The organism is Sphingopyxis sp. (genome assembly GCF_019459305.1).
Lineage (GTDB): Bacteria > Pseudomonadota > Alphaproteobacteria > Sphingomonadales > Sphingomonadaceae > Sphingopyxis.
Genome location: NZ_JAIBES010000063.1, coordinates 1 through 21,903 on the forward strand (window position 1 = coordinate 1; position 21,903 = coordinate 21,903).

The 21,903-nt window shown below is 64.2% G+C and carries 20 protein-coding genes; 11 read left to right on the forward strand and 9 right to left on the reverse strand.

The features are described from left to right. Window positions 1-308: 308 nt before the first annotated feature. Both K0M74_RS06835 and K0M74_RS06840 read right to left on the reverse strand, forming a co-directional pair. Window positions 309-1,718: a DEAD/DEAH box helicase gene (locus tag K0M74_RS06835; protein WP_293969579.1), complete on the reverse strand. Its 1,410-nt coding sequence runs from the start codon at window positions 1,716-1,718 to the stop codon at window positions 309-311. A 121-nt stretch (window positions 1,719-1,839) separates the two neighbouring features. Beyond that, window positions 1,840-2,364 (reverse strand): hypothetical protein, encoded by a 525-nt coding sequence (locus tag K0M74_RS06840; protein ID WP_293969582.1) that lies wholly within the window; start codon window positions 2,362-2,364, stop codon window positions 1,840-1,842. Between the two features lie 189 nt (window positions 2,365-2,553). Between K0M74_RS06840 and K0M74_RS06845 the strand changes: the two genes are divergently transcribed. The 3 genes from K0M74_RS06845 (at window position 2,554) to K0M74_RS06855 (ending at window position 5,438) form a co-directional block, all read left to right on the forward strand. Next, the gene (locus K0M74_RS06845) at window positions 2,554-3,978 is read left to right on the forward strand and encodes an FAD-binding oxidoreductase (protein WP_293969585.1); all 1,425 of its coding nucleotides are present in this window, start codon (window positions 2,554-2,556) and stop codon (window positions 3,976-3,978) included. Between the two features lie 111 nt (window positions 3,979-4,089). After that, window positions 4,090-4,869 carry a SapC family protein gene (locus K0M74_RS06850; protein ID WP_293969588.1) on the forward strand — a complete coding sequence of 260 codons (780 nt, stop codon included), beginning with the start codon at window positions 4,090-4,092 and terminating at the stop codon, window positions 4,867-4,869. A gap of 5 nt (window positions 4,870-4,874) precedes the next feature. Then, window positions 4,875-5,438: a cytochrome b gene (locus K0M74_RS06855; RefSeq protein ID WP_293969591.1), complete on the forward strand. Its 564-nt coding sequence runs from the start codon at window positions 4,875-4,877 to the stop codon at window positions 5,436-5,438. A gap of 20 nt (window positions 5,439-5,458) precedes the next feature. On the opposite strand, the gene K0M74_RS06860 is transcribed toward K0M74_RS06855, so the two are convergent. Beyond that, the gene (locus tag K0M74_RS06860; RefSeq protein ID WP_293969594.1) at window positions 5,459-5,668 is read right to left on the reverse strand and encodes a DUF1674 domain-containing protein; all 210 of its coding nucleotides are present in this window, start codon (window positions 5,666-5,668) and stop codon (window positions 5,459-5,461) included. Between the two features lie 55 nt (window positions 5,669-5,723). On the opposite strand from K0M74_RS06860, the gene K0M74_RS06865 reads away from it, so the two are divergent. Further along, window positions 5,724-7,025: a transcription antitermination factor NusB gene (locus K0M74_RS06865; protein WP_293969597.1), complete on the forward strand. Its 1,302-nt coding sequence runs from the start codon at window positions 5,724-5,726 to the stop codon at window positions 7,023-7,025. A 28-nt stretch (window positions 7,026-7,053) separates the two neighbouring features. On the opposite strand, the gene K0M74_RS06870 is transcribed toward K0M74_RS06865, so the two are convergent. After that, a complete protein-coding gene (locus tag K0M74_RS06870; protein WP_293969600.1) occupies window positions 7,054-8,778 on the reverse strand; it encodes a DUF885 domain-containing protein in 1,725 nt (574 codons plus the stop codon). Between the two features lie 128 nt (window positions 8,779-8,906). Between K0M74_RS06870 and K0M74_RS06875 the strand changes: the two genes are divergently transcribed. The 3 genes from K0M74_RS06875 to K0M74_RS06885 are packed head-to-tail and all read left to right on the forward strand — an operon-like array spanning window position 8,907 to window position 12,301. After that, window positions 8,907-10,220, forward strand: coding sequence for an MFS transporter (locus K0M74_RS06875; RefSeq protein WP_293969603.1), 1,314 nt, complete (start codon window positions 8,907-8,909; stop codon window positions 10,218-10,220). Further along, window positions 10,217-11,137 carry a cysteine synthase A gene (gene cysK, locus K0M74_RS06880; RefSeq protein WP_293969606.1) on the forward strand — a complete coding sequence of 307 codons (921 nt, stop codon included), beginning with the start codon at window positions 10,217-10,219 and terminating at the stop codon, window positions 11,135-11,137. The genes K0M74_RS06875 and cysK overlap by 4 nt, the downstream gene beginning before the upstream one ends. Before the next feature lie 9 nt (window positions 11,138-11,146). Then, on the forward strand, window positions 11,147-12,301 hold the full coding sequence (locus K0M74_RS06885) for a cell wall hydrolase (RefSeq protein ID WP_293969609.1): 1,155 nt from the start codon (window positions 11,147-11,149) through the stop codon (window positions 12,299-12,301). A 223-nt stretch (window positions 12,302-12,524) separates the two neighbouring features. Here K0M74_RS06885 and K0M74_RS06890 read toward each other — a convergent pair whose 3' ends face one another. From K0M74_RS06890 to K0M74_RS06910, 5 genes are all read right to left on the reverse strand, one after another. After that, window positions 12,525-13,655 carry a zinc-binding dehydrogenase gene (locus K0M74_RS06890; RefSeq protein ID WP_293969612.1) on the reverse strand — a complete coding sequence of 377 codons (1,131 nt, stop codon included), beginning with the start codon at window positions 13,653-13,655 and terminating at the stop codon, window positions 12,525-12,527. Window positions 13,656-13,865: 210 nt separating this feature from the next. Then, entirely contained in the window at window positions 13,866-14,606 is a 741-nt protein-coding gene (locus tag K0M74_RS06895; protein ID WP_293969615.1) for a 3'(2'),5'-bisphosphate nucleotidase CysQ, read from the reverse strand. Between the two features lies 1 nt (window position 14,607). Then, the gene (gene cysN, locus K0M74_RS06900) at window positions 14,608-16,509 is read right to left on the reverse strand and encodes a sulfate adenylyltransferase subunit CysN (protein WP_293969618.1); all 1,902 of its coding nucleotides are present in this window, start codon (window positions 16,507-16,509) and stop codon (window positions 14,608-14,610) included. Next, window positions 16,509-17,456, reverse strand: coding sequence for a sulfate adenylyltransferase subunit CysD (gene cysD, locus K0M74_RS06905; protein ID WP_293969828.1), 948 nt, complete (start codon window positions 17,454-17,456; stop codon window positions 16,509-16,511). The genes cysN and cysD overlap by 1 nt, the downstream gene beginning before the upstream one ends. A 40-nt stretch (window positions 17,457-17,496) precedes the next feature. Further along, window positions 17,497-18,399, reverse strand: a complete 903-nt coding sequence (locus tag K0M74_RS06910; protein ID WP_293969621.1) for a LysR family transcriptional regulator — start codon at window positions 18,397-18,399, stop codon at window positions 17,497-17,499. Between the two features lie 101 nt (window positions 18,400-18,500). Between K0M74_RS06910 and K0M74_RS06915 the strand changes: the two genes are divergently transcribed. The 4 genes from K0M74_RS06915 to K0M74_RS06930 are packed head-to-tail and all read left to right on the forward strand — an operon-like array spanning window position 18,501 to window position 21,902. Next, entirely contained in the window at window positions 18,501-19,670 is a 1,170-nt protein-coding gene (locus K0M74_RS06915; protein ID WP_293969624.1) for an isovaleryl-CoA dehydrogenase, read from the forward strand. Then, window positions 19,667-20,017, forward strand: a complete 351-nt coding sequence (locus K0M74_RS06920) for a hypothetical protein (protein WP_293969627.1) — start codon at window positions 19,667-19,669, stop codon at window positions 20,015-20,017. Before K0M74_RS06915 ends, K0M74_RS06920 begins: the two co-directional genes overlap by 4 nt. Then, window positions 20,014-20,307 (forward strand): hypothetical protein, encoded by a 294-nt coding sequence (locus tag K0M74_RS06925; RefSeq protein WP_293969630.1) that lies wholly within the window; start codon window positions 20,014-20,016, stop codon window positions 20,305-20,307. Before K0M74_RS06920 ends, K0M74_RS06925 begins: the two co-directional genes overlap by 4 nt. Further along, window positions 20,304-21,902, forward strand: coding sequence for a carboxyl transferase domain-containing protein (locus tag K0M74_RS06930; protein ID WP_293969633.1), 1,599 nt, complete (start codon window positions 20,304-20,306; stop codon window positions 21,900-21,902). The genes K0M74_RS06925 and K0M74_RS06930 overlap by 4 nt, the downstream gene beginning before the upstream one ends. The last annotated feature ends 1 nt before the right edge of the window (window position 21,903 follow it).

Below are 21,903 nucleotides of genomic sequence, written 5' to 3' on the forward strand. Positions count from 1 at the left end.
GGTCGAGGCCACCGAATCGGGGTTGCGCCGGGCGGGAGCCCGCTTCAAGGGGGGGGGGGGCCGCGAGCAGCGAGCCGGCAGCCCCGATCACCCGCCACAAGCCACCGCCAAACACAGCAAAAACCCCAAACACCAAAACCCCGCCGTCGCCCCCGCTAAGGGGGGGGCCGCTATCGGTTTACTCTGTGACGCGGGGATAGGCCGCTTGCGGTCGCCGCCTTCGCGGGGGCGAAGGTAAGGCGAACGGCACCTTACCACCCCAAAGCACGTCGGCTCGTGGACTGGTCACCTAAACAGTCAGAAAATTCTCAGCTACCAAAACCGACCGACAGGAAATCCGGCATTGGGCCGTTCCAGCCATCATCGGGACCGTCCTGATCGTCGCGGCGCGGCGCGGGCGTCGGTTTCGGCGTAGCAGCTGCTTTGCGATCAGCGCGCGGTTTGGGTGTCTTTGCGGAGGCTGCTTTGGGCTCGTCGACCGGTTTCGCTACAGCCTTGTCCGCCTTCGCCGCGCCCCGGCCGCGTCCGCCACGTTCCGAACGCGCGCGACGGGGCTTTTCTTCGGCTTCGCTGGGCGCTGCGGGGGCAGGTTCAGCCGCCGCCGCTTCGACGCCATGAACCGGAATCTTGTATCCGGTCAGCTTCTGAATGCTGTCGATCGCTTCGTCATCCGACGGTGTCACCAGCGTGAAGGCGCGCCCCTGTGCGCCCGCGCGACCGGTGCGCCCGATGCGGTGGACATAGTCGTCGGGGTGCCAAGGTGCGTCGAAGTTGAACACATGGCTGACACCTTTGACGTCGAGCCCGCGCGCCGCGACGTCCGATGCGACCAGGATATTGATCGTGCCGTTCTTGAACCGGTCGAGTTCTGCGGTGCGGCTCGACTGGTCCATGTCGCCCTGGATCTCCCCCGCGCTATAGCCCGAACGCTGGAGCACCTTCGCGAGTTCGCGCACCGTCGTCTTACGGTTGCAAAAGATGATGGCGGTGTGAACCTTCTCGGATTCGATCAGGCTGCGCAGCGTGTCGCGCTTGCCGCGTTCGGACGTCTTGACCAGAAACTGCTCGATATTCTCGTTGCGGCTCGCGGGGCGTGCGACTTCGACCGTCTTCGGGTTCGACAGGAACTTGTCGGCCAGCCGCTTGATCGGCGCCGGCATGGTTGCGGAAAACAGCAAGGTCTGACGGTTCGCGGGCAGCTTGGTGCAGATATTCTCGATATCGGGAATGAACCCCATATCGAGCATGCGGTCGGCTTCGTCGATTACCAGCAAATTGCACCCGGTGAGCAAAATCTTGCCACGCTCGAACAGATCCATCAGGCGGCCCGGCGTAGCGATCAGAACGTCTACGCCCTTTTCGAGCGCCTTGACCTGATCACCCATCTGGACCCCGCCGATCAGCAGGGCCATCGACAACTTGTGATACTTGCCATATTTTTCGAAATTCTCAGCCACCTGCGCCGCGAGCTCGCGCGTCGGCGCGAGGATCAGCGAGCGCGGCATCCGCGCACGGGCGCGGCCGTGGGCAAGGATATCGATCATCGGCAGCACGAACGACGCGGTCTTTCCGGTGCCGGTCTGGGCAATGCCAATGATGTCGCGCATCATCAGAACCGAGGGGATGACTCCCGCCTGGATCGGGGTCGCTTCGTCATAGCCCGACTCGTCGATGGCGCGTAAAAGTTCGTCGGAAAGGCCGATCTCGGCAAATTTCATAAGATTATCATGTCCGGAAAAAGAGGTGACGCTCAGCCTTCCACGCAGGCGGCGCTCCGCGGGCCTTGGGCAAATAGCGATGAAAAGTCAAGAAATGGCGACGAAAAGCGCGATTAGTCGCCTAATCCTCGTCGGGCACCGGAACCATCAGCCGAAACTTATCGATCTCGCACTTGGCGCCGGTCCGCGCGTGGATCTGGTCGCGATCCTCGCAAAGCTTCCCGTCCTTGCTGCCCTGCATGTAAAAGCCCGCGTAAAAGTCGAGCGCGCGGCACCCGCGATTAAGCTGCGCGCGCAGCCGCTGCTTCTGCCGCGTGATGATGTCGATGCTGTCGCGCTGGGCCGCCTGCATCCCCATGATATTGCGCATCGCCACGCATTTGGGCGCCTTTTTCTCTTTCCACACGATCGGGATTTCGGTCGCCCGCCGCGACGGCATCGGTCCCGCGGCAAAATTATTGAGCTGCGAACGCTGCGCTGGAACGCGGATGATCAGCTGCTGCTCGATCACCACTTGCCAGAAGGACGTAATCTGCTCGGGCGTCGGCGCGGTCAGCGCAACCAGCGGTTCAGGTGCCGCGACAGTCGGCAGGGCGTCGGCGGCAGGCGCCGCCGCGGCAAACCACAGGACAAAGGCGTTCAGCACAGCCGCGCGATCGCTCCTGTGGTATCCTGAAAATAAATGCTGCCCACCCGTCGCTCCCGCGTCCATAGTCGCTGGACGAAAACCTGATATTCATCCAACGCTCGCTTTAACAGCCATGATTGAACATCAAATGAACTATAATTGTTTTCCTGCCCACAGGCGGTCGAACGCATTCGCGGGTGACCCGGCATGACGCGAGCGCCATCGCCTGCGCTGCTCGGCGCACTTGCGCAGCTTCTGGGGCCAAAGGGATACACCACCGACGCTGACATCATGGCGCCCTGGCTGACCGACTGGCGCGGTAAATATACCGGACGCGCCGCGGCGATGCTGTCGCCAGGCTCAACCGAACAGGTCGCTGCCATCGTGCGCCTGTGCGCGGAGGCAGAGGTGGCGCTGGTGCCGCAGGGCGGCAACAGCGGCATGGTCGGCGGCGCCACCCCCGACGTCGGCGGCAACCAGCTGTTACTAAGTCTGCGCCGAATGAACCGGGTACGCAGCATCGACACTGCAGCGCGGAGTGCGGTAGCGGAGGCTGGGGTGATCCTCGAAACCTTCCATCACGAAGCGCTCACCCACGGCCTGCGTTTCCCCCTGACCCTCGGCGGCAAGGGTTCGGCGACGATCGGCGGCCTTGTGTCGACCAACGCGGGCGGCACCCAGGTTCTGCGTCACGGCACGATGCGCGCGCTGGTCGCGGGGATCGAGGCGGTACTGCCCGATGGCAGCACCTTCGACGGCCTCGCGCCGCTCAAGAAGGACAACCGGGGTTACGACCTGCGGCACCTTCTCTGCGGCGCCGAGGGAACGCTGGGCATCGTCACTGCCGCGACCCTCCATCTCGTCCCCGCCGCAGCCGCGCGGCGTACCGCGTGGATCGCGATCGATACGCCCCACCGCGCGCTCCTTCTGCTCCGCCAGCTCGACGCCAGCATCGGGCGCGAACTCGAAGGGTTCGAGATTATTCCGCACGGCTGCCTCGATGCCGTGCTGCGCCACATCCCGCAGACCCGCGCGCCGATCGCCGCCGAGCATCCCTGGTATGTGCTCGCCGAACTGGCAGGCGTGAACGATCAGGAGCTTGGGGATGCCTTGGAGCGCGAACTCGCCGCGGCGCTCGACGCCGGGCTGATCCGCGACGTCGTGCTCGCCAAGAACGACCGCGAGAGCGACGATTTCTGGCGCCTGCGCGATTCCATCTCTGAAGCCGAGCGTGCCGAGGGACCGGCACTGCAGCATGACGTCAGCGTCCCCGTCGACCTGATGCCGACCTTCATCGCCGACAATCCGGCACGGCTGACTGCGGCGTTCCCTGGCGCCCGCGCTCTATCGTTCGGGCATCTGGGCGACGGAAATGACCATCACCACGCCCCGCCGCCCGGCGGCGCCGACGGTCCGGCGTGGCTCGCAAAGCATGGCACTGCGGTCAGTCGGCTGGTCTATGCGCACGTCATCGAACTTGGCGGCTCGATCTCGGCCGAACATGGCATCGGGCAGATGAAGCGCGATGTCCTCGCCGAACTCGACAGCCCGGCGCGGCTGGCAGCGCTGCGCGGGATCAAGGCCGGTCTCGACCCGGCAGGCCTCTTCAATCCGGGCAAGCTGATCGCCTGACCCTCTCCCGCCTCTTACCATCGCCCCCTTGCGCCGCGCGGCGCAGGTCAATAAGGCGCGCTGTTATCTTATGCGTCCCGGCTGGTCGGGACACCCTACCGGAGTTTTATCATGGCCACTGTGCCCGCCCCTGCCAACCTGCCGCTTTTCTACAAGGATCTGTTGCCGCTTTCGAGCGTGGATCACGCCGATTTCCACGCCCGTTCGCTGGACAACGCCGATTTCCTCGTCAACCAGCATGCGGTTCCGCTGACGTCGGACGAATTTGTGTCGGCTTGCCGCCATTATCCGATCGTCTTTTCGGCGGGTGATAATCCGGTGCCGCTGGCGCTGATGGGCCTGAACGAAGGCGTCAACACGTTCGTCGATGATCAAGGGAAGCTGGTCAATCCCGTTTATGTTCCGGCCTATATCCGTCGCTATCCGTTCCTGCTCGCGCGCCTGCAGCCGGATTCGGATGAGCTGTCGCTGTGCTTCGACCCGACCTCGGGCGCCGTCGGAAAGTTCGACGAAGGCGACGCGATGTTCGAAAATGGCCAGCCGACCGCACCCGTTCAGGCGATCCTCGAATTCTGCAAAATGTTCGAAGAAGCCGGGCAGCGCACGGGTGCCTTCATGGATGAGCTGAAAAAGGCGGACCTGCTGATGGAAGGCGAAGTCAGCATTCAGCAGGAAGGCAATGACAAGCCCTACGTGTATCGCGGCTTCCAGATGGTGGACGAAAACAAGCTGCGTGAGCTGCGCGGCGATGTCCTGCGCAAAATGATGCAAAACGGCATCCTGGCGTTGATCTTCGCCCATCTTTTCTCGCTTCAGCTGATGCGCGAGGTTTTCGCCGAGCAGGTAAAAGCCGGCAAGGTGCCCGAGTATCAGGAAATTCCGACAGTCTGAGAGGCATGACCGCGATGGCCACCTTGGCAGAAACCACCGGCACCGCCGGACCGCGTTACACCAGGGTGGCCATCTGGCTTCACTGGCTGATCGGCCTGGCGGTCATCGCCAATATCGGCCTGGCCATGTTGACCGAGGGTTTGCCGCGCGAAACGCAGCGCGCTGCGATGGATGCGCACAAGGCGTTGGGCATCACCGTGCTGGCGTTGACCGTCATTCGCATCGCGTGGCGGCTTGGCCACCGTCCCCCACCCCTGCCTGCCACGATTGGGACGTGGCAGCGGTTGCTGGGCAAGGTCACTCATTTCCTCTTCTATGCGCTACTGATCCTGCTGCCGCTATCAGGCTGGGTGTGGATGTCCGCGGCAGGGCGACCAATCGATTTCTTTGGCCTTTTCGCCGTCCCGGTGATTGTCGCGCCGAACGAAGGTCTGGCCGACGTAATGCACGACCGCCACGAGGTGTTGGGGTTGACCATGCTGGCACTCGCCGCAGTTCATATTCTCGCCGCGCTGAAACATCAGTTTATTGACCGGACCGGACTGCTCGGGCGGCTGAATCCCTTTTGACGCACGCCTCTGCCGCGACGTCAAAAATCGACGGCGACGCCCTTGAGTTCCCAGTCACCATAGCGCACCGGGTTGCGGCCGCCGGGTTGATCCTCGGCCTTTTCTTCGCGGATCGGCGCCGGGAGTGGTACCGGGTCGTTGGTCCAGTCGGCAGGCGCCCTGACATGCGCCGGGCGCTTTGCTGCGCGCGGCGTGCCGCCAATGGTTTCTGTTTCGCTTCGTTCAGTCATAACGCAGATCATATAGGACATTGCATGCATCCTGCCAGCCTCGCCGAGCATAATCATGGTTGATCGCCCGCGCCGCCCCAAACAGCGCGGGCAGCATGAACCTGACCCCACAGGCACCGCACCGCGCCGCGCTGCATTGCGCCTGGTCGACGCGGTCCTGCGCCGGGGCGACCCGCTCGACATCGCGATGCACGCCGCGGCGCAGGGACTGACCGGTGCCGACCGCGCCTTTGCCGTAGCGATCGCGTCCGAAACCTTGCGCTGGATGGTCGACATCGACGCGCTGATCGACAGCGCGACGGCGCAGATCCTGCCCGACGACGTCAAATCACGCACCGTGCTGCGGATTGCGCTCGCACAGCTGCTCGTCCTTAAAAGTCCTGCCCATGCCGTCGTGGCGACCGCGCTGCCGCTGGTTGCGGGCGGACCGCGGCGGCTGGTTCACGCGATCCTCTCGCGCGCGCAGCAGGACGAATGGCAACTCCCCGAACGCGCCACCCTACCGCTGCCCACCGCCGAGCGATGGGCCGAGCAATGGAGTCTGGCGATGGTCGAAGTCGCTGAGGCGGGCTGGAGCACGCCGCCGCCGATCGACCTCAGCTTCGCCGCCGAACCGGGTGCGGACGAGTGGCCCGACGCCATCTCACTTGCGCCCCGCCATCGCCGCCTGCCGCGCGGACAGGCGGTCGAGGCGATGCCGGGTTATAGCGAAGGCGGTTGGTGGATTCAGGATCTGGCGGCGAGCCTTCCCGCGCGGCTGCTGGGTTCGGGCGGAGGGCGCACCGTGCTCGATCTGTGCGCCGCGCCTGGTGGCAAGACGATGCAGCTGGCAGCCGCCGGTTGGCGTGTCGTGGCGGTCGATTCCAGCGCCAAGCGCCTCGAACGGCTCAGCGCCAACATGGCGCGCACGGGGCTGGCCGCCGACATCGTGCAGGCCGACATCCGGTCATGGGCGCCCGCCGCACTTGCCGATGCGGTGCTGCTCGACGCCCCCTGTTCGGCCACCGGTATCTTCCGCCGCCATCCCGACGTCCTCCACCGGATCGAGCAACGCCAGATCGAGGAGATGGCGGTGCTGCAAACCGAACTTCTCGCCCGCGCCGCGCGCTGGGTCAAACCCGGCGGAACGTTGATTTATGCCACCTGCTCGCTGGAGCGGGCCGAGGGTGAGGATCAGGTCGCAACCTTCCTCGATCATCATCCATCCTGGCGCATCGACCCTGTGTGCGCAGACGAACTGCCCGACGCCATCGCGCCCAACGCGAACGGTTTTGTTCGCACGCTGCCCGGCGTTCTAAGCGACGCAGGCGGCCTCGACGGCTTCTTCGTCGCGCGGCTGCGGGCGCCAGCGCAATAGATCCCGCCAGCGCCCGCACTCGCACCCGTCAAAACACCGCCTTCGGCGCCTCTTCCTTCATCATCGCCGCGCGCACCATCGGGATCGGCGGCCCGCCATAGGACAGGAACTCGTCGTGGAACGCCTTCCACTTCGTGCGATCGCCTTTCGTCCAGTCCTCGCGCAGCTTGCGGATCATCAGCTTGCCCATCGTGTAATTGAGGTAGAGCGGATCGTAGGTTCCGCGCGCCGCCTGTTGCCGTGCATTGCCTTCGTCCTGAAAACATTGTTCCTTGAACAGCTTTTCTGAATCGGCGACGGTCATCCCCTTGGTGTGCAGCCCGATCGCCGACAGATAGCGGCAGTTGCGCAGTAGCGCGTTCGACAGCTGCCCGACATGCGTCTCGGGATCGCCCTCACCCAGCCCCGCGTCCCACATCATCTCTTCGGTATAATGCGCCCAACCCTCGGCAAAGGCATAGCCAACGAACAGCTTGCCAAAGATGCTCTCCGCCCGGTTCGAATGGAGGAAATTCAGGAAATGCCCCGGCCACACTTCGTGGACCGAGGTGAACATCAGGTCCTTGCGCCCCGGCACGAAATCGGCCTGCGTCTGCTTGTCCCACGCCGGGTCGGGCGGCGAGATGTAATAGACCGACGGGAGGCCCTTTTCATACGGGCCGGGGATGTCGATATAGGCGCTGTTCTGCCGGTTGTATGGCGGTGATTCCTCGACCTGCGCCTGCTCGGTGCCGGGGATTGTCACCAGATCCTTTTCGATCAGGAAGGCACGCAGCGTCGGCAACTGGCGCCGCGCCTCGGCGACCGGGCCGTCGGCGGGCTTGTCGGCGCCCATTTTTTTCATGCAGTCGCCGATCGTCATCCCCGCGGCATAGGTCGCGCATGCGGCCTTCAGCGCGTCCTGATTGCGCTTGAGGTCGGCCTGCCCGATGCGCTCCAACTCGTCGAGCGGCGTGTCGACTCCCTCGTTGGTCAGGATCATCTTGGCAAATTTGTCGGCGCCCAGCGCATAGCCGTCGGCGGTTCCCGGCTGCGACCCGACATATTTCGCCAGATCGGTCATCGCGGCCCCGGCCTTGGCCGCCGCTTCGTCGAACTGCTTTTGCAGCGCCTCGTCCTTCACCTCTGCGAACGCCGCCTTGGCGTCGCCGGTGTAATAATCGGCAAAGCCGCCGAACCCGGCGGTGCCATATTTGACGAAGGTCGCGGGCAGCGGCAGCTTCAGATTGGCCTTGATCTGCGCGGCGGCGGCAGGGACTTGCTCGGCATAAGCGATAAACGCCTTCATCCGCGTCGTGGCATCGGCATAGGGCCGCGCGATATAGACATTGGGGTCGAGCGCGCCGGTGTAATAGGACGGGTTGCTCGCCGCGAAATCGGTGTCGCGCAGGAAGAACAGCTGCCCCTGCGCCACATGCACCAGATAGTCGCGCTCAAACTTTTCGGCTGCGGTCATCTCGCCATCAAAGGCCTTCGCATCGGCGATCGCCTTTTCGAGGTACGCCGCCTGCTTCTCGATCCCGTCGGGCGACCAGTCGGGCAACTGCCCGTCGAATTCATGCTTGCCCTGATAGACCGCAAAGGTCGGGTTGAGCGGGAAATAGCCGGCAAGAAACTGGTCGCGAAATTCGGTCCAGCTTGCCGAGCTCGGCGCGGTGGTGGCGGACTTATTGTCTGACGCGTTGCAGGCGGTCAGCACCAGCAGCGTCGCGGCCATGGCGGCGCCGCCAAAGCGGGCAAATTTGCGTGTCATTCGGCTATCTCCCTGGATTTCCCTGACCCGCTTCTGCCACCCGTGCCGACCGATGGCATCCGTTAATCGACGAACGGCGCCAGCAACGCCACTGGACAGCGGCAAAAAGCGGTTTAGGGCGGAGCGCGATGGCGACGATCCCTCCCCCCGAAGGCGTAGAACCGGTCATGCCGGACGCGACGCCCAAAGCCCCCTCGCCGCTCAGCTTTCCCGATTACCGCTATTTCTGGTTCGCACGTTTCACCGCGGTGATGGCGACGATGGCGATGGTCGTGGTCATCGGATATCAGCTCTACGACACCGCACGCACCGACTATGGCATGTCGATCCGCGAGGCGTCGTTCCAGCTCGGCCTGCTCGGCCTGGTCCAGTTCGTCCCTCTCGCGATCCTGACCCCGGTGGCGGGCTGGGTCGCCGATCGCTTCGAACGTCGCAGGGTCGCCATCTTTGCCAATATGATCGACCTTGTCATCGCGGTGCTGCTCGGCTGGTTCACCTGGACCGACGGCCTGACCTTGCCCCTGCTGTTCGCCCTCGCCGCGCTGCACGGCGTCGCGCGCGTTTTTGTCGGTCCGGCAATGAGCGCGATCGCACCCAATATCGTTCCGCCCGCCGTTCTGCCCCGCGCGATCGCAATGAGTAGCATCGCGTGGCAGTCGGCGTCGGTGGTCGGTCCCGCCGCGGGGGGTCTGATCTATGCAGCGCACCCCGCGTCGGTCTATGTCTTCGCGGCCATTCTACTCGCGGTCTCAGCCTTCACGATCAGCCGCGTCCGTCCGGTGCTGCCACCACCGACCGAGGTACGCCGCCACCCCCTCCGCGAAATGGCCGACGGCCTGCAATTCACCTGGCGCGAACGCTTTCTGTTTGGAACGATTACGCTCGACCTGTTTGCGGTGATCCTGTCGGGCGCGACGGCGCTGCTGCCCGTGTTCGCGCGCGATATTTTGCAGACCGGTTCGGAAGGACTGGGTTTCCTGCGCGCCGCCCCTGCGCTCGGCGCCGCAGTCGTCGCCCTCGGCCTCGCCTTCCGCCCGATCGAACGCAATGTCGGGGTCAAGATGCTATGGGCGGTCGCGGTCTTCGGCGCCGGTACCGTCGCGTTCGGCTTCTCGACGAATTTCTTCCTTTCGCTCGGCCTGCTCGTCCTGATGGGCGCCGCCGATATGTTCTCGGTGTTCGTGCGTGGCACGCTGATTCAGCTCAACACCCCCGATCATATGCGCGGGCGCGTCAGCGCGGTGTCGGGGCTGGCGATTTCGGCCTCGAACGAGCTTGGCGAAATGCGCGCCGGCACGATGGCCGCGTTTATGGGACCGGTGGGCGCGGTCGTGGTCGGAGGTGCTGGCGCCATCGTCGTGACGGCGCTATGGGCTTGGCTGTTCCCCGAACTGCGCCGCGCGCGCACCTTTGCACCGCAATTCAAGGCAGGATCGACATGAAAGCCAATTCCATCCTCGATACCATCGGCGACACGCCGCACATCCGCATGGGCAAGCTGTTCCCGGACGCCGAAGTCTGGGTGAAGTCGGAACGCAGCAATCCCGGCGGATCGATCAAGGATCGTATCGGCCTCGCGATGATCGAGGCGGCCGAGCGCGACGGCAGCCTCCAGCCCGGCGGTACCATCGTCGAACCGACGTCGGGAAACACCGGCATCGGCCTGGCGATGGCCGCCGCGGTCAAGGGGTACAAGCTCGTGCTCGTCATGCCCGAAAGCATGTCGATCGAGCGCCGCCGCCTGATGCTGGCTTACGGCGCGACCTTCGACCTCACCCCGCGCGATAAAGGCATGAAGGGCGCGATCGAGCGCGCGATCGAGCTGGTCGAAACCACCTCCGGCGCGTGGATGCCGCAGCAGTTCGAAAATGAAGCCAATATCGACGTCCATGTCCGCACCACTGGCCCCGAAATCCTCGCCGATTTCAAGGACAACCCGATCGACGCGCTGATCACCGGGGTCGGCACCGGCGGTCACATCACCGGCACGGCGCAGTTCCTCAAACAGCATTGGCCGAACCTCAAGGTGTTCGCGGTCGAGCCGCTGGCGTCGCCGGTGATCTCGGGCGGCCAGCCCGCGCCGCACCCGATCCAGGGCATCGGCGCAGGCTTCATTCCGCGCAACCTGCACACCGACCTGCTCGACGGGGTGATCAAGGTCGATGCCGCCGATGCGAAAACCTACGCACGCCGCGCCGCGACCGAGGAAGGCATGCTGGTCGGCATCTCGTCGGGCGCCACTCTTGCCGCGATCGCGCAAAAGCTCGCTGAACTGCCGCCAGGCAGCCGCGTTCTCGGTTTCAATTACGACACCGGCGAACGCTATCTGTCGGTCCCCGATTTCCTCCCGGAGATCTGAGGCCAGACCATGCCCCCCGACGGCGATCACGCGGCGTTGCCCCCGGGGCGCGACTGGACCGGTTGGCTGTTCGCGCTGCTGGCCGCGGTCACCATCGGGATCGTGCTCTATGCCAGCGACCGCAGTGCCGATCGCACGCTGGCTGCGCGCCCGCACCCGATTGCGCCGCCCGCCGACGTCGTCCCCGAAGTGCTGCCAATGGAATTTGCCCCGGTCGCGCAGGACGACGCCCGCGCCGCCAACGCGCGCATCGCGCTGATCACCAAGGGCTTCATCGCCGCGCGGCCCTTCATCTATGTCGGCAGCGGCGACGCCAAGGCGCGCGCGCGCGATTGCCTTGCTGCCGCAATGATTTACGAAGCGGGCGACGACGCCAAGGGCCAGCAGGCTGTCGGCCAGGTCGTCATCAACCGCGCCCGCCACCCGGCCTTTCCCAAATCGATATGCGGCGTGGTATTTCAGGGGTCCGAACGCGTCACCGGTTGCCAGTTCACCTTCACCTGCGACGGTGCCTTGAACCGCCGCTATTCGGACGCGGCATGGCAGCGCGCTCGCAACAACGCCGATTTGATGCTGTCGGGCGGCACCTACCCGCCCGTCGGCCTAGCCACCCACTATCACACCAACTGGGTCCGCCCCTATTGGAGCGACAGCCTCGAAAAGATTGCGATCGTCGACACCCACCTGTTCTTCCGCTGGCCGGGCTATTGGGGCACCCCCGGCGCGTTCCGCGGCGCAGTGTCGGCCGGCGACGGGCCGGTCGCGAAACTCGCCGCCATCTCACCGCTCCACGCCATGGCGCTGGGCCTGCCGAGTGAACTGGCGACCGGCGTCGACGCCAATGCCTCAGTAGGTGAAGCGCGCGTCGTTGTCGGCGCGGGAGAAGCGACAGGCCGCGACACCATCTACACCCAGCTCGACCGCCGCGCCGCACCCGAAAGCTTCGTGACCACCGCGCTGCGGCTGTGCGGCGACAAGTCCTATTGCAAGTTCATGGGGTGGACGAACCCGGTATTGAAACCCGACAGCGACACAATGAGCGACACCCAGCGCGCCGCGATGACCTTTTCGTACCTGCGCGACGACAAGGCGGGGTTCGAAAAGGCGCTGTGGAACTGCAGCGAGTATAAGCGCGACGATGTGCGGCAGTGCATGAGGCGTTAGGTACCAACGATTGGTTTGAAGTGGCGTTGACGTTTCGCCAACGTCGACCCCGCGAAAGCGGGGGCCGCTAACGACCTATTCCTACGGCGCCGTGTAAACCGTTAGCGGACCCCGCCTGCAGGGGGGTGACGACCGGGTTCGGTCAGGATAGCGATTCGAAAAAATCTTCCCCATCGCTGCGCCACAGGGAGGATCAAGTCGAAAGCTAACGCTATGCCCCAAACTACGGTCGGATCAGATATTTCTCGCCCGTGCGCTTGGCGTTGTAGGCATGCGCGACGTCGAGCGAGAGCGCCTCGGTCAACGAGATCTCATGACTGTAATGGCTCTTGAACGTCGTCGTCAGCTCGTCGACCACGCGCTTACGCAGCCGCATATTGGTTTCCATGCCCGCCTTCTGCAGGAAGGGCGTCAGCAGGAAGCCCGACAGCGACCAGGTCAGGCCGAACGAGCGGTTTAGGATCGTCGGCCCCAGGTCGAGCGCGCCATAGATATAGACCTGCTTGAACGTGTCCGATCCATAGCGGCTGTACGTCGCCATCCGCTTCACCGCGGCAACTTCCATCGCCGACAGGATCTGCCCCGCCAGCTTGCCGCCGCCGATCGCATCGAAGCCGATCGTCGCGCCGGTCGCGACGACCGCGGCCACCAGCTGTTCGATGAAATCATCGGCGCTGCTGTTGACGATATGCGTGGCGCCGATGCCTTTCAGGATTTCGACCTGCGCGTCGCTGCGCACGATGTTCACCAGCGGGATGCCATCCTTGGCGCAGATCTTGACGAGCATCTGGCCCAGGTTCGACGCCGCGGCGGTATGGACGATTGCGCTATGCCCTTCGTTCTTCATCGTTTCGGTGAAGGCCAGGCTGGTCAGTGGGTTGACGAAGCAGGAAGCGCCGTCCTTCGGATCGGTGCCGTCGGGCAGTACCATGCACATCTGCGCGGGCAGACAGCGATATTCGGCATAGATTTCGCCGCCGATCAGCGCGACGGTCTTGCCCAGCAGCGCCTGCGCCTCGGGTGAATCCCCCGCCGCGACGACTGTGCCGCACCCCTCATTGCCGATCGCCAGCGATTCGCCAATCCGTCCGCCCATGGCGCGCATCCCGGCGGGCGGAATATCGGCGGTGATCATCGGCAGGCCGTCGCGGGTCGAGGCGCGTGCGGTCGACATGTCGGCGCCGCCGAACAGCAGGCCCAGGTCCGACGGATTGATCGGGGTGGCGAGAATCTTGACCAGCACCTCATGCGACTTGGGCGTCGGCATCGGTCGCCGTTCGAGCGACACCTCCAGCTCGCCCTCGGGCTTGACCAGGGTCAGCATGGTCAGGTTGGTGTCAGGTAGGTCGGTCATTGCGGGTCTCCCGTCGCTTTTCGGTTTCTCGATGCAACGGATTAGGGGGTGGCGACGCGGCTGGCAACCTCTCGATCAGCCGTTATCAAGCCAGCGAATGCTCCTCCCTGTCGCGAAGCGATGGGGAGGTGACAGCGCGAAGCGCTGACGGAAGGGCTTTGGCGCCAACGTCGTCGCCCCTCCCCATGGCCTCGCCACAGGGCGAATCTTTCAGCTCTGCGAATATTCGGCCGCTAAACTGAGCACCTCACCAGCCAATTCCATCCGGCAGATCAGCAAGTCAGGCAAATAGGTATCCACCGCATTGTACCGGATCGCCGACCCGTCGACGCGGCTGACATGCAGCCCCGCTGCCTGCGCCACCGCAACGGGCGCGCAATTGTCCCATTCATATTGCCCGCCGGTGTGCAGATAGATGTCGGCCTCGCCGCGCACCACTGCCATCGCCTTGGCGCCAGCCGATCCCATCGCGAGCAGTTCGGCGCCGATCCGTTCGGCCACATAAACGGCCTCGGCCGCCGGACGGGTGCGGCTGACCAGCATCTTCAGCGGCTCATTCGCGGGCCGAAGCGGCAACGGCGTAGCCGACGTCAGCGTAATCCCCCGTCCCGGCAACGCCACCGCGCCGACGCTCGCGACGCCATCGACCGCGAGCGCAACATGCACCGCCCAGTCGTCGCGCCCTTCGCCATATTCGCGCGTGCCGTCGAGCGGATCGACGATCCACACGCGGCGGTGCGCTAGCCGCGCCGCGCTGTCCTTTTCCTCTTCGGATAGGATCGCATCATCGGGGCGCGCCACGCGCAATTCGCGGCACAGCATGGCATTGGCGGCTTCGTCGCCCGCCTGCCCCAGCGCCTTGCCCTCCAGCCCATCTGCCCGCAACGCCAGCAGGATCGCGCCTGCCGCGGTGGCGAGCCGTTCGGCCAGTTGCTCGTCGCTTTCGGTCATGTCAGCCAAGCAGCCGATCGATGATTAGGTCAGCCGCTTCCTCGGGCGACATCACGGTGGTGTCGATGCGAATCTCGGGAGTCTCGGGCGCTTCATACGGGCTGTCGATGCCGGTGAAATTCTTGAGCTGCCCGGCGCGCGCCTTTTTATACAGGCCTTTCACATCGCGGCGCTCGGCTTCGGCCAGCGGGGTGTCGATAAATATCTCGATAAACTCGCCCTCGGGTAGCATCGACCGCACCATGTCGCGCTCCACCCGGAACGGCGAGATGAACGCGGTGATCACGATCAACCCGGCGTCGGTCATCAGCTTGGCCACCTCGCCGACGCGTCGAATATTCTCGATCCGGTCGGCCTCGGTAAAGCCCAGGTCGCGGTTCAGCCCGTGGCGGACATTGTCGCCGTCAAGCAGGAAGCTGTGCCGATTCATCCGGTACAGCTTCTTTTCGACCAGATTGGCGATCGTCGACTTGCCCGATCCGGACAGACCCGTGAACCACAGCAGCGCGGGGCGCTGGTTCTTCAGGTTCGCGCGCATGTCGCGATCGACGTCGCTCGCCTGCCAATGAACATTCTGCGCGCGGCGCAGGCTGAAATGCAGCATCCCCGCGGCGACGGTCGCGTTGGTCAGCTTGTCAATCAGGATGAAACCGCCCAGCGTGCGGTTGTCGGCATAGGCCTCGAACACGATCGGTTTATCGGTCGACAGCTCGACGACACCGATGCCGTTGAGTTCGAGCGTCTTCGCCGCCAGATGATCGAGCGTATTGACGTTGATCTCGTACTTCGGCTGCTGGATCGTCGCCGACACCGTCTGCGTCGCCAGCTTGAGCCAATAGGCGCGCCCCGCGATCATCGCCTCGTCCGCCATCCACACCAGAGTTGCCTCGAACTGGTCGGCCGCCTCGGGAGGCGCGTCGGCGGCGGCGATGACATCGCCGCGCGAGCAGTCGATCTCTTCGGAAAGTGTCAGCGTCACCGACTGTCCGGCGACAGCCTCATCGAGGCCGCCATCGAGCGTGACTATGCGCTCAATCGTCGTTGTTTTGCCGCTGGGCAGCACGCGCACCGCGTCCCCCGGCCTGACCGACCCGCTCGCGATCTGGCCCGAGAAGCCGCGGAAATCGAGATTGGGGCGATTGACCCACTGTACCGGCAGACGGAAAGATTTCGCCTCATCGGCGGCGGCGGCGATCTCGACATTCTCAAGATGCTCGATCAGCGCCGGTCCCTTGAACCAGGGCATATTATCGGACAGCGCGGTGATATTGTCGCCCTTGAACCCCGAGATCGGGATCGCGGTGAAGTTGGTGATCCCGATCTCGCTCGCAAAGGCGCGATAGCTCAGCAAAATACGCTCAAACACGGTCTTGTCGTAAGCGACAAGGTCCATCTTGTTCACCGCAAGCACGATATGTTTAATGCCGATCAGATGCGCGAGGAAACTGTGCCGCCGCGTCTGCGTTAGCACCCCCTTGCGCGCGTCGATCAGGATGACGGCGAGATCAGCAGTCGATGCGCCGGTGACCATGTTGCGCGTATATTGCTCATGCCCCGGCGTATCGGCGACGATGAACTTGCGCTTTTCGGTGGTGAAAAAACGGTAGGCGACGTCGATCGTGATTCCCTGCTCACGCTCGGCGGCAAGGCCGTCGACGAGCAACGCAAAGTCGATCGCCTGCCCCTGCGTACCGACGCGCTTGCTGTCGGCCTCAAGCGCCGCGAGCTGATCCTCGAAGATCATCTTGCTGTCGTAAAGCAGCCGCCCGATCAGCGTCGACTTACCGTCATCGACCGATCCGCAGGTGATGAAGCGGAGCAATGATTTTTGCTGATGCTGTTCGAGATAGGCGTGGATATCCTCGGCGATCAGCGCGTCGGTGACATAAACAGGATCGGTCATCAGAAATACCCCTCCTGCTTTTTCTTCTCCATCGACGCATCGCCGCCATCCTTGTCGATGATCCGCCCTTGCCGTTCGCTGGTCGTCGTCAGCAACATTTCCTGAATGACTTCTGATAGCGACTTGGCGTCGCTCTCGACCGCCCCGGTCAGCGGGTAACAGCCCAATGTGCGGAAGCGCACCGAACGCTCGACCGGCGTCTCGCCGGGCAGCAGCGGGAAACGGTCGTCATCGACCATCAGCAGCAAGCCGTCACGCTCCACCGTCGGCCGCGGCGCGGCGAAATAGAGCGGGACGATCGGGATATTCTCGCGCGCGATATACTGCCAGATGTCGAGCTCGGTCCAGTTCGAGATCGGGAATGCGCGGATGCTCTCGCCCTTCCCTTTGCGGGCGTTGTAGAGGTTCCACAGTTCGGGGCGCTGCTTCTTCGGATCCCAGCCGTGGGTGCCAGTACGGAACGAAAAGATGCGTTCCTTCGCCCGGCTCTTTTCCTCGTCACGCCGCGCGCCGCCGAACGCGACGTCGAAACCATGGAGGTCGAGCGCCTGCTTCAGCCCCTCGGTCTTCCACATGTCGGTGTGCAAAGGGCCATGGTCAAACGGGTTGATCCCGCGCTCCTTGGCCTCAGGGTTCTGATAGACGATCAGCTCCATGCCGCTCTCGGCGGCCATGCGGTCGCGCAGCTCGTACATCGCCCGGAACTTCCATGTCGTGTCGACATGCAGCAGCGGGAACGGCGGCGGCGAGGGATAGAAGGCCTTGCGCGCCAGATGCAGCATCACCGCGCTGTCCTTGCCGACGCTATACAGCATCACGGGCTTGACCGCGTCGGCCATCACTTCGCGCATGATATGGATGCTCTCGGCCTCAAGCCGGTCGAGATGGGTCAGCGTATCGGTCATGCCCCGCCCTTGCCGCCGCGGCGTGCGGCGATCAAGCTGTATGGCCTTTTGGCCACGCAAGCCAGACTTGTAAGGCGCCGGGTCATGCTGCGGTATCGACCCGTGTCCGCCGCCATTCGGCGGCGATGGCGGTCACCGTGTCGCGGGCATGAGCCAGCCGCGGATCGACGTCGGGCAATGCCGCCCAGGCCGGATCGACGATCAAACCCAGCTCGCGGCGGAAATCATAGCCCGCGACCTTGAGCGGAATGGTCCCCTCAATCGCCAGTGACACTGGCGCGGTGGTGATGCCGATTCCCGCTGCGACCATGCGCAGGCACCGTTCATCACTCTCGCTGCGCAGGGCAAAGCGCGGGCGCACGCCGTGCCGCGTGAAGAAGCGGCTGGTGGCATCCAGAAATTCGCACGAGCGGCGCGCAATCATCGTTTCGGCGGCGAGTTCCTCAGGGCCAACTTCGATCCGACCCGCGAGCGGATGATCGGCGGCGATGAACATCGCCAACGGCTCTTCGTACAGCGGTATAATCTGATCGCCGCGCTCGCCCGAGCGTAGCGGGACCAGCGCCAGGTTGATGCGCCCGCTGCCCAGCGCCGCGCGGAGTTCGGATTCGCTGTTCTCGATCAGTTCGATGGCGAAGCTGGGCCGCAGCGCCGTCACGATCGCCTGCAAAAACTCCCCTGAAATCGATCGGATCACGCCAAGCTTGAGTTCGGTCGCCTGCCGGTCATCCTCGCGGCCGAAATCGTCGGCGGCGCGAAATCCGCGTTCCAGATCGCGCGCGATCGGCAGGAAACGCCCGCCCGCTTCGGTGAGACGGATCTGGCGGCGGTTACGGATGAACAGCGGCGTGCCGACCAGTTTTTCCAGCTCGGCAATGCCGCTCGACAATGCCGGCTGGGTCACCCGGATCCGCGCGGCAGCTTGGGTAAAACTGCCCGCATCGACGACGGCGAGAAACTGTCGAACATGAGCGCGCTTAATCATAGATTTTACTTATGCTAAACCCCGCATCGTTTCAATTTCCATATGATCAATTTTTGGGGCAGTATCGCGCCCTGTCCTGCCCTCGATCGATAGGCTCCTCCATGCGCGCAACCCCCGACTTCGATTTCGCGCTCGGCGAAACCGCCGACATGATCCGCGACACCACCGCCCGCTTCGCCGACGAACAGATCGCGCCGCTCGCTGCAAAAGCGGACGCCGAAGACTGGTTCCCGCGCGATGAACTATGGACGCAGATGGGCGATCTGGGCCTCCACGGCATCACGGTCGAAGAGGAATTTGGCGGGCTTGGCCTTGGCTATCTTGAGCATGTGATCGCGGTCGAGGAAGTGTCGCGCGCCAGCGCCGCGATCGGCCTCTCTTATGGCGCGCACTCGAACCTGTGCGTCAACCAGATCCGCCGCTGGGGCAATGCCGAGCAGAAGGCGAAATATCTGCCCAAGCTCATCAGCGGCGAGCATGTCGGCAGCCTCGCCATGTCCGAAGCGGGCGCGGGCAGCGACGTGGTGTCGATGAAGCTGAAGGCCGACCGTGTTCAGGGCGGCTATGTCCTCAACGGCACCAAATTCTGGATCACCAACGCGACGCACGCCGACACCCTGGTCGTCTATGCGAAGACCAGCCCCGACGCCGGATCGCGCGGTATCACCGCTTTCCTGATCGAAAAGGATATGCCGGGATTCAGCATCGGGCAAAAGATCGACAAGGTCGGGATGCGCGGCTCGCCGACCGCCGAGCTCGTCTTCAACGATTGCGAGGTCTCCGAAGAGCAGGTCATGGGGCCGGAAAATGGCGGTGTCGGCGTACTGATGTCAGGGCTCGATTATGAGCGCGTCGTCCTCGCCGGGCTCCAGCTCGGGATCATGCAGGCCTGCCTCGATACCGTCATCCCCTATGTCCGCGACCGCAAGCAGTTCGGCAAGCCGATCGGATCTTTCCAGCTGATGCAGGCGAAAGTCGCTGACATGTATGTCGCGCTCCAGTCGGCGCGATCTTATGTCTATAACGTCGCCAAGGCGTGCGACGCCGGGCAGACGACGCGCTTCGACGCCGCAGGCTGCATCCTGCTCGCGAGCGAAAGCGCGGTGAAGGTTGCGGGCGAGGCCATTCAAGCGCTCGGCGGCGCGGGCTATACCAAGGACTGGCCGGTCGAGCGTTACTGGCGCGATGCCAAGCTGCTCGACATCGGCGCAGGGACGAACGAGATTCGCCGGATGCTGATCGGCCGCGAACTGATCGGTGCCGGCGCGTGATCTGGCTCTGGCTGTCGGCCGCCTTTATGGCGACGACGGCCCTGGTGCATGGCGCGCTGGGCGAAAAGCGGCTGATCCAGCCGCTGCTCGGGCTCGATCAGGGGGTGATGGGCGTTGAGTTGGCGCGCCGCGTCTTCCGCCTCGCATGGCACGCGCTGTCGCTGCTGATGCTGGTATCGGCAGCTTCGGTCGTCTGGCCCGGTACCCCGCGCGGCCTAATCCTGTTGATCGGCGCGTCATGGACCGCGACCGGGCTGTTCGACGCCGTCTATACCCGCGGACGTCACATTGGCTGGCCGGTCCTGACGGCGTCGGGCGTCTTCGCGATCCTGGGCGCGACGGCGTGAACGACACGCTGCTCACCGCCCTGCAATATTATGGCGCGGGCGCCGCGACGCTCGCGGCGTTGATCGTTTCGCTCAACCTCGGCCGCCGCCGCACCGGCTGGGCCTTTGTCATCTTTGTCACCAGCAGCATCGCACTGATCGCATGGGGCTTTTTGCAACCCGACAGCGAAGGCATCGGTTGGCAGAATGTCGCGCTGCTGATCATCAATGCCATTGGCGTCTATCGTTACCTGATCCTGAAAGATAAACCGGGCGATCTGGACAAAACGCAGGGAGAGACTGAAAAGTGAGCGCACCGGTCCTTGGCACCAATGTCGATCCCGACAGCGACGAGTTTCGCACCCGCGCCGCGCACAACCGCGCGCTGAAGGACGAGCTGTGGGCGCGCGTCGCCGAGGCGGCGCTCGGCGGCAATGAGAAGTCGCGCGAGCGGCACACCAGCCGCGGCAAACTACTGCCACGCGAGCGGGTCGAACGGCTGCTGGATCCGGGCTCGCCATTTCTCGAAATCGGCCAGCTCGCCGCGAACGACCTCTACGATGGCGAAGTCCCGGGTGCGGGGCTTATCTGCGGCATCGGCCGCGTGTCGGGGCGCCAGTGCATGATCGTGTGCAACGACGCGACGGTCAAGGGCGGCACCTACTATCCGTTGACGGTGAAAAAGCATTTGCGCGCGCAGGAGATTGCGCTCGAGAACCGCCTGCCCTGCATCTACCTGGTCGACAGTGGCGGCGCCAACCTGCCACATCAGGACCAGGTGTTTCCCGACCGCGACCATTTCGGGCGTATCTTTTTCAACCAGGCCAATATGTCGGCGCGGCGCATTCCGCAGATTGCATGCGTGATGGGTAGCTGTACCGCCGGCGGCGCCTATGTCCCCGCGATGAGCGATGAGACGGTCATCGTCCGCAATCAGGGCACGATCTTTCTCGCCGGCCCGCCGCTGGTCAAAGCGGCGACGGGCGAAGAAATCAGCGCCGAGAATCTGGGCGGTGGCGACCTGCATGCGCGCAAGTCGGGGGTCGTCGATCATCTGGCCGAGAATGACGAGCATGCGCTGACGATCGTGCGCGACATCATCAGCCACCTAGGTGCTGACACCGGGTTCGACGTCGCGCTGAAAGACCCGCGCCCGCCCAAATATGATCCCGAGCAGCTTTACGGCGTCGTCCCCGACGACGTCCGCGCGCCCTATGACGTCCACGAAGCCATCGCGCGCATCGTCGACGCCAGCGAGTTTCACGAGTTCAAGGCGAATTACGGCAGCACGTTGGTGTGCGGCTTTGCGCACATCTGGGGCATCCCCGTCGCGATCCTCGCCAACAATGGCGTGCTGTTCAGCGAGAGCGCGGTCAAGGGCGCGCATTTCATCCAGCTGGCGCAGCAACGCCGCATTCCTCTGCTCTTCTTGCAGAACATCAGCGGCTTCATGGTCGGCGGCAAATATGAAGCCGAGGGCATCGCCAAACATGGCGCGAAGCTGGTGACAGCTGTCGCGACCGCGACGGTGCCCAAGGTCACCGTACTGATCGGTGGCAGTTTTGGTGCAGGCAATTACGGCATGTGCGGCCGCGCCTATAGCCCACGCTTCCTGTTCACCTGGCCGAATGCGCGGATCAGCGTGATGGGCGGCGAGCAGGCGGCAAGCGTGCTCGCGACGGTCCACCGCGACGCCGACAAATGGACGCCCGACGAGGCCGAAGCCTTCAAGGCGCCGATCCGCCAGAAATATGAGGATGAGGGCAATCCCTATCACGCGACCGCGCGATTGTGGGACGATGGCATCATCGACCCGGCCCAGACGCGCGACGTGCTCGGGTTGGCCTTTGCTGCGACGCTGAACGCCCCGGTCGAGGACCGCGGGTTCGGCGTGTTCAGGATGTGAT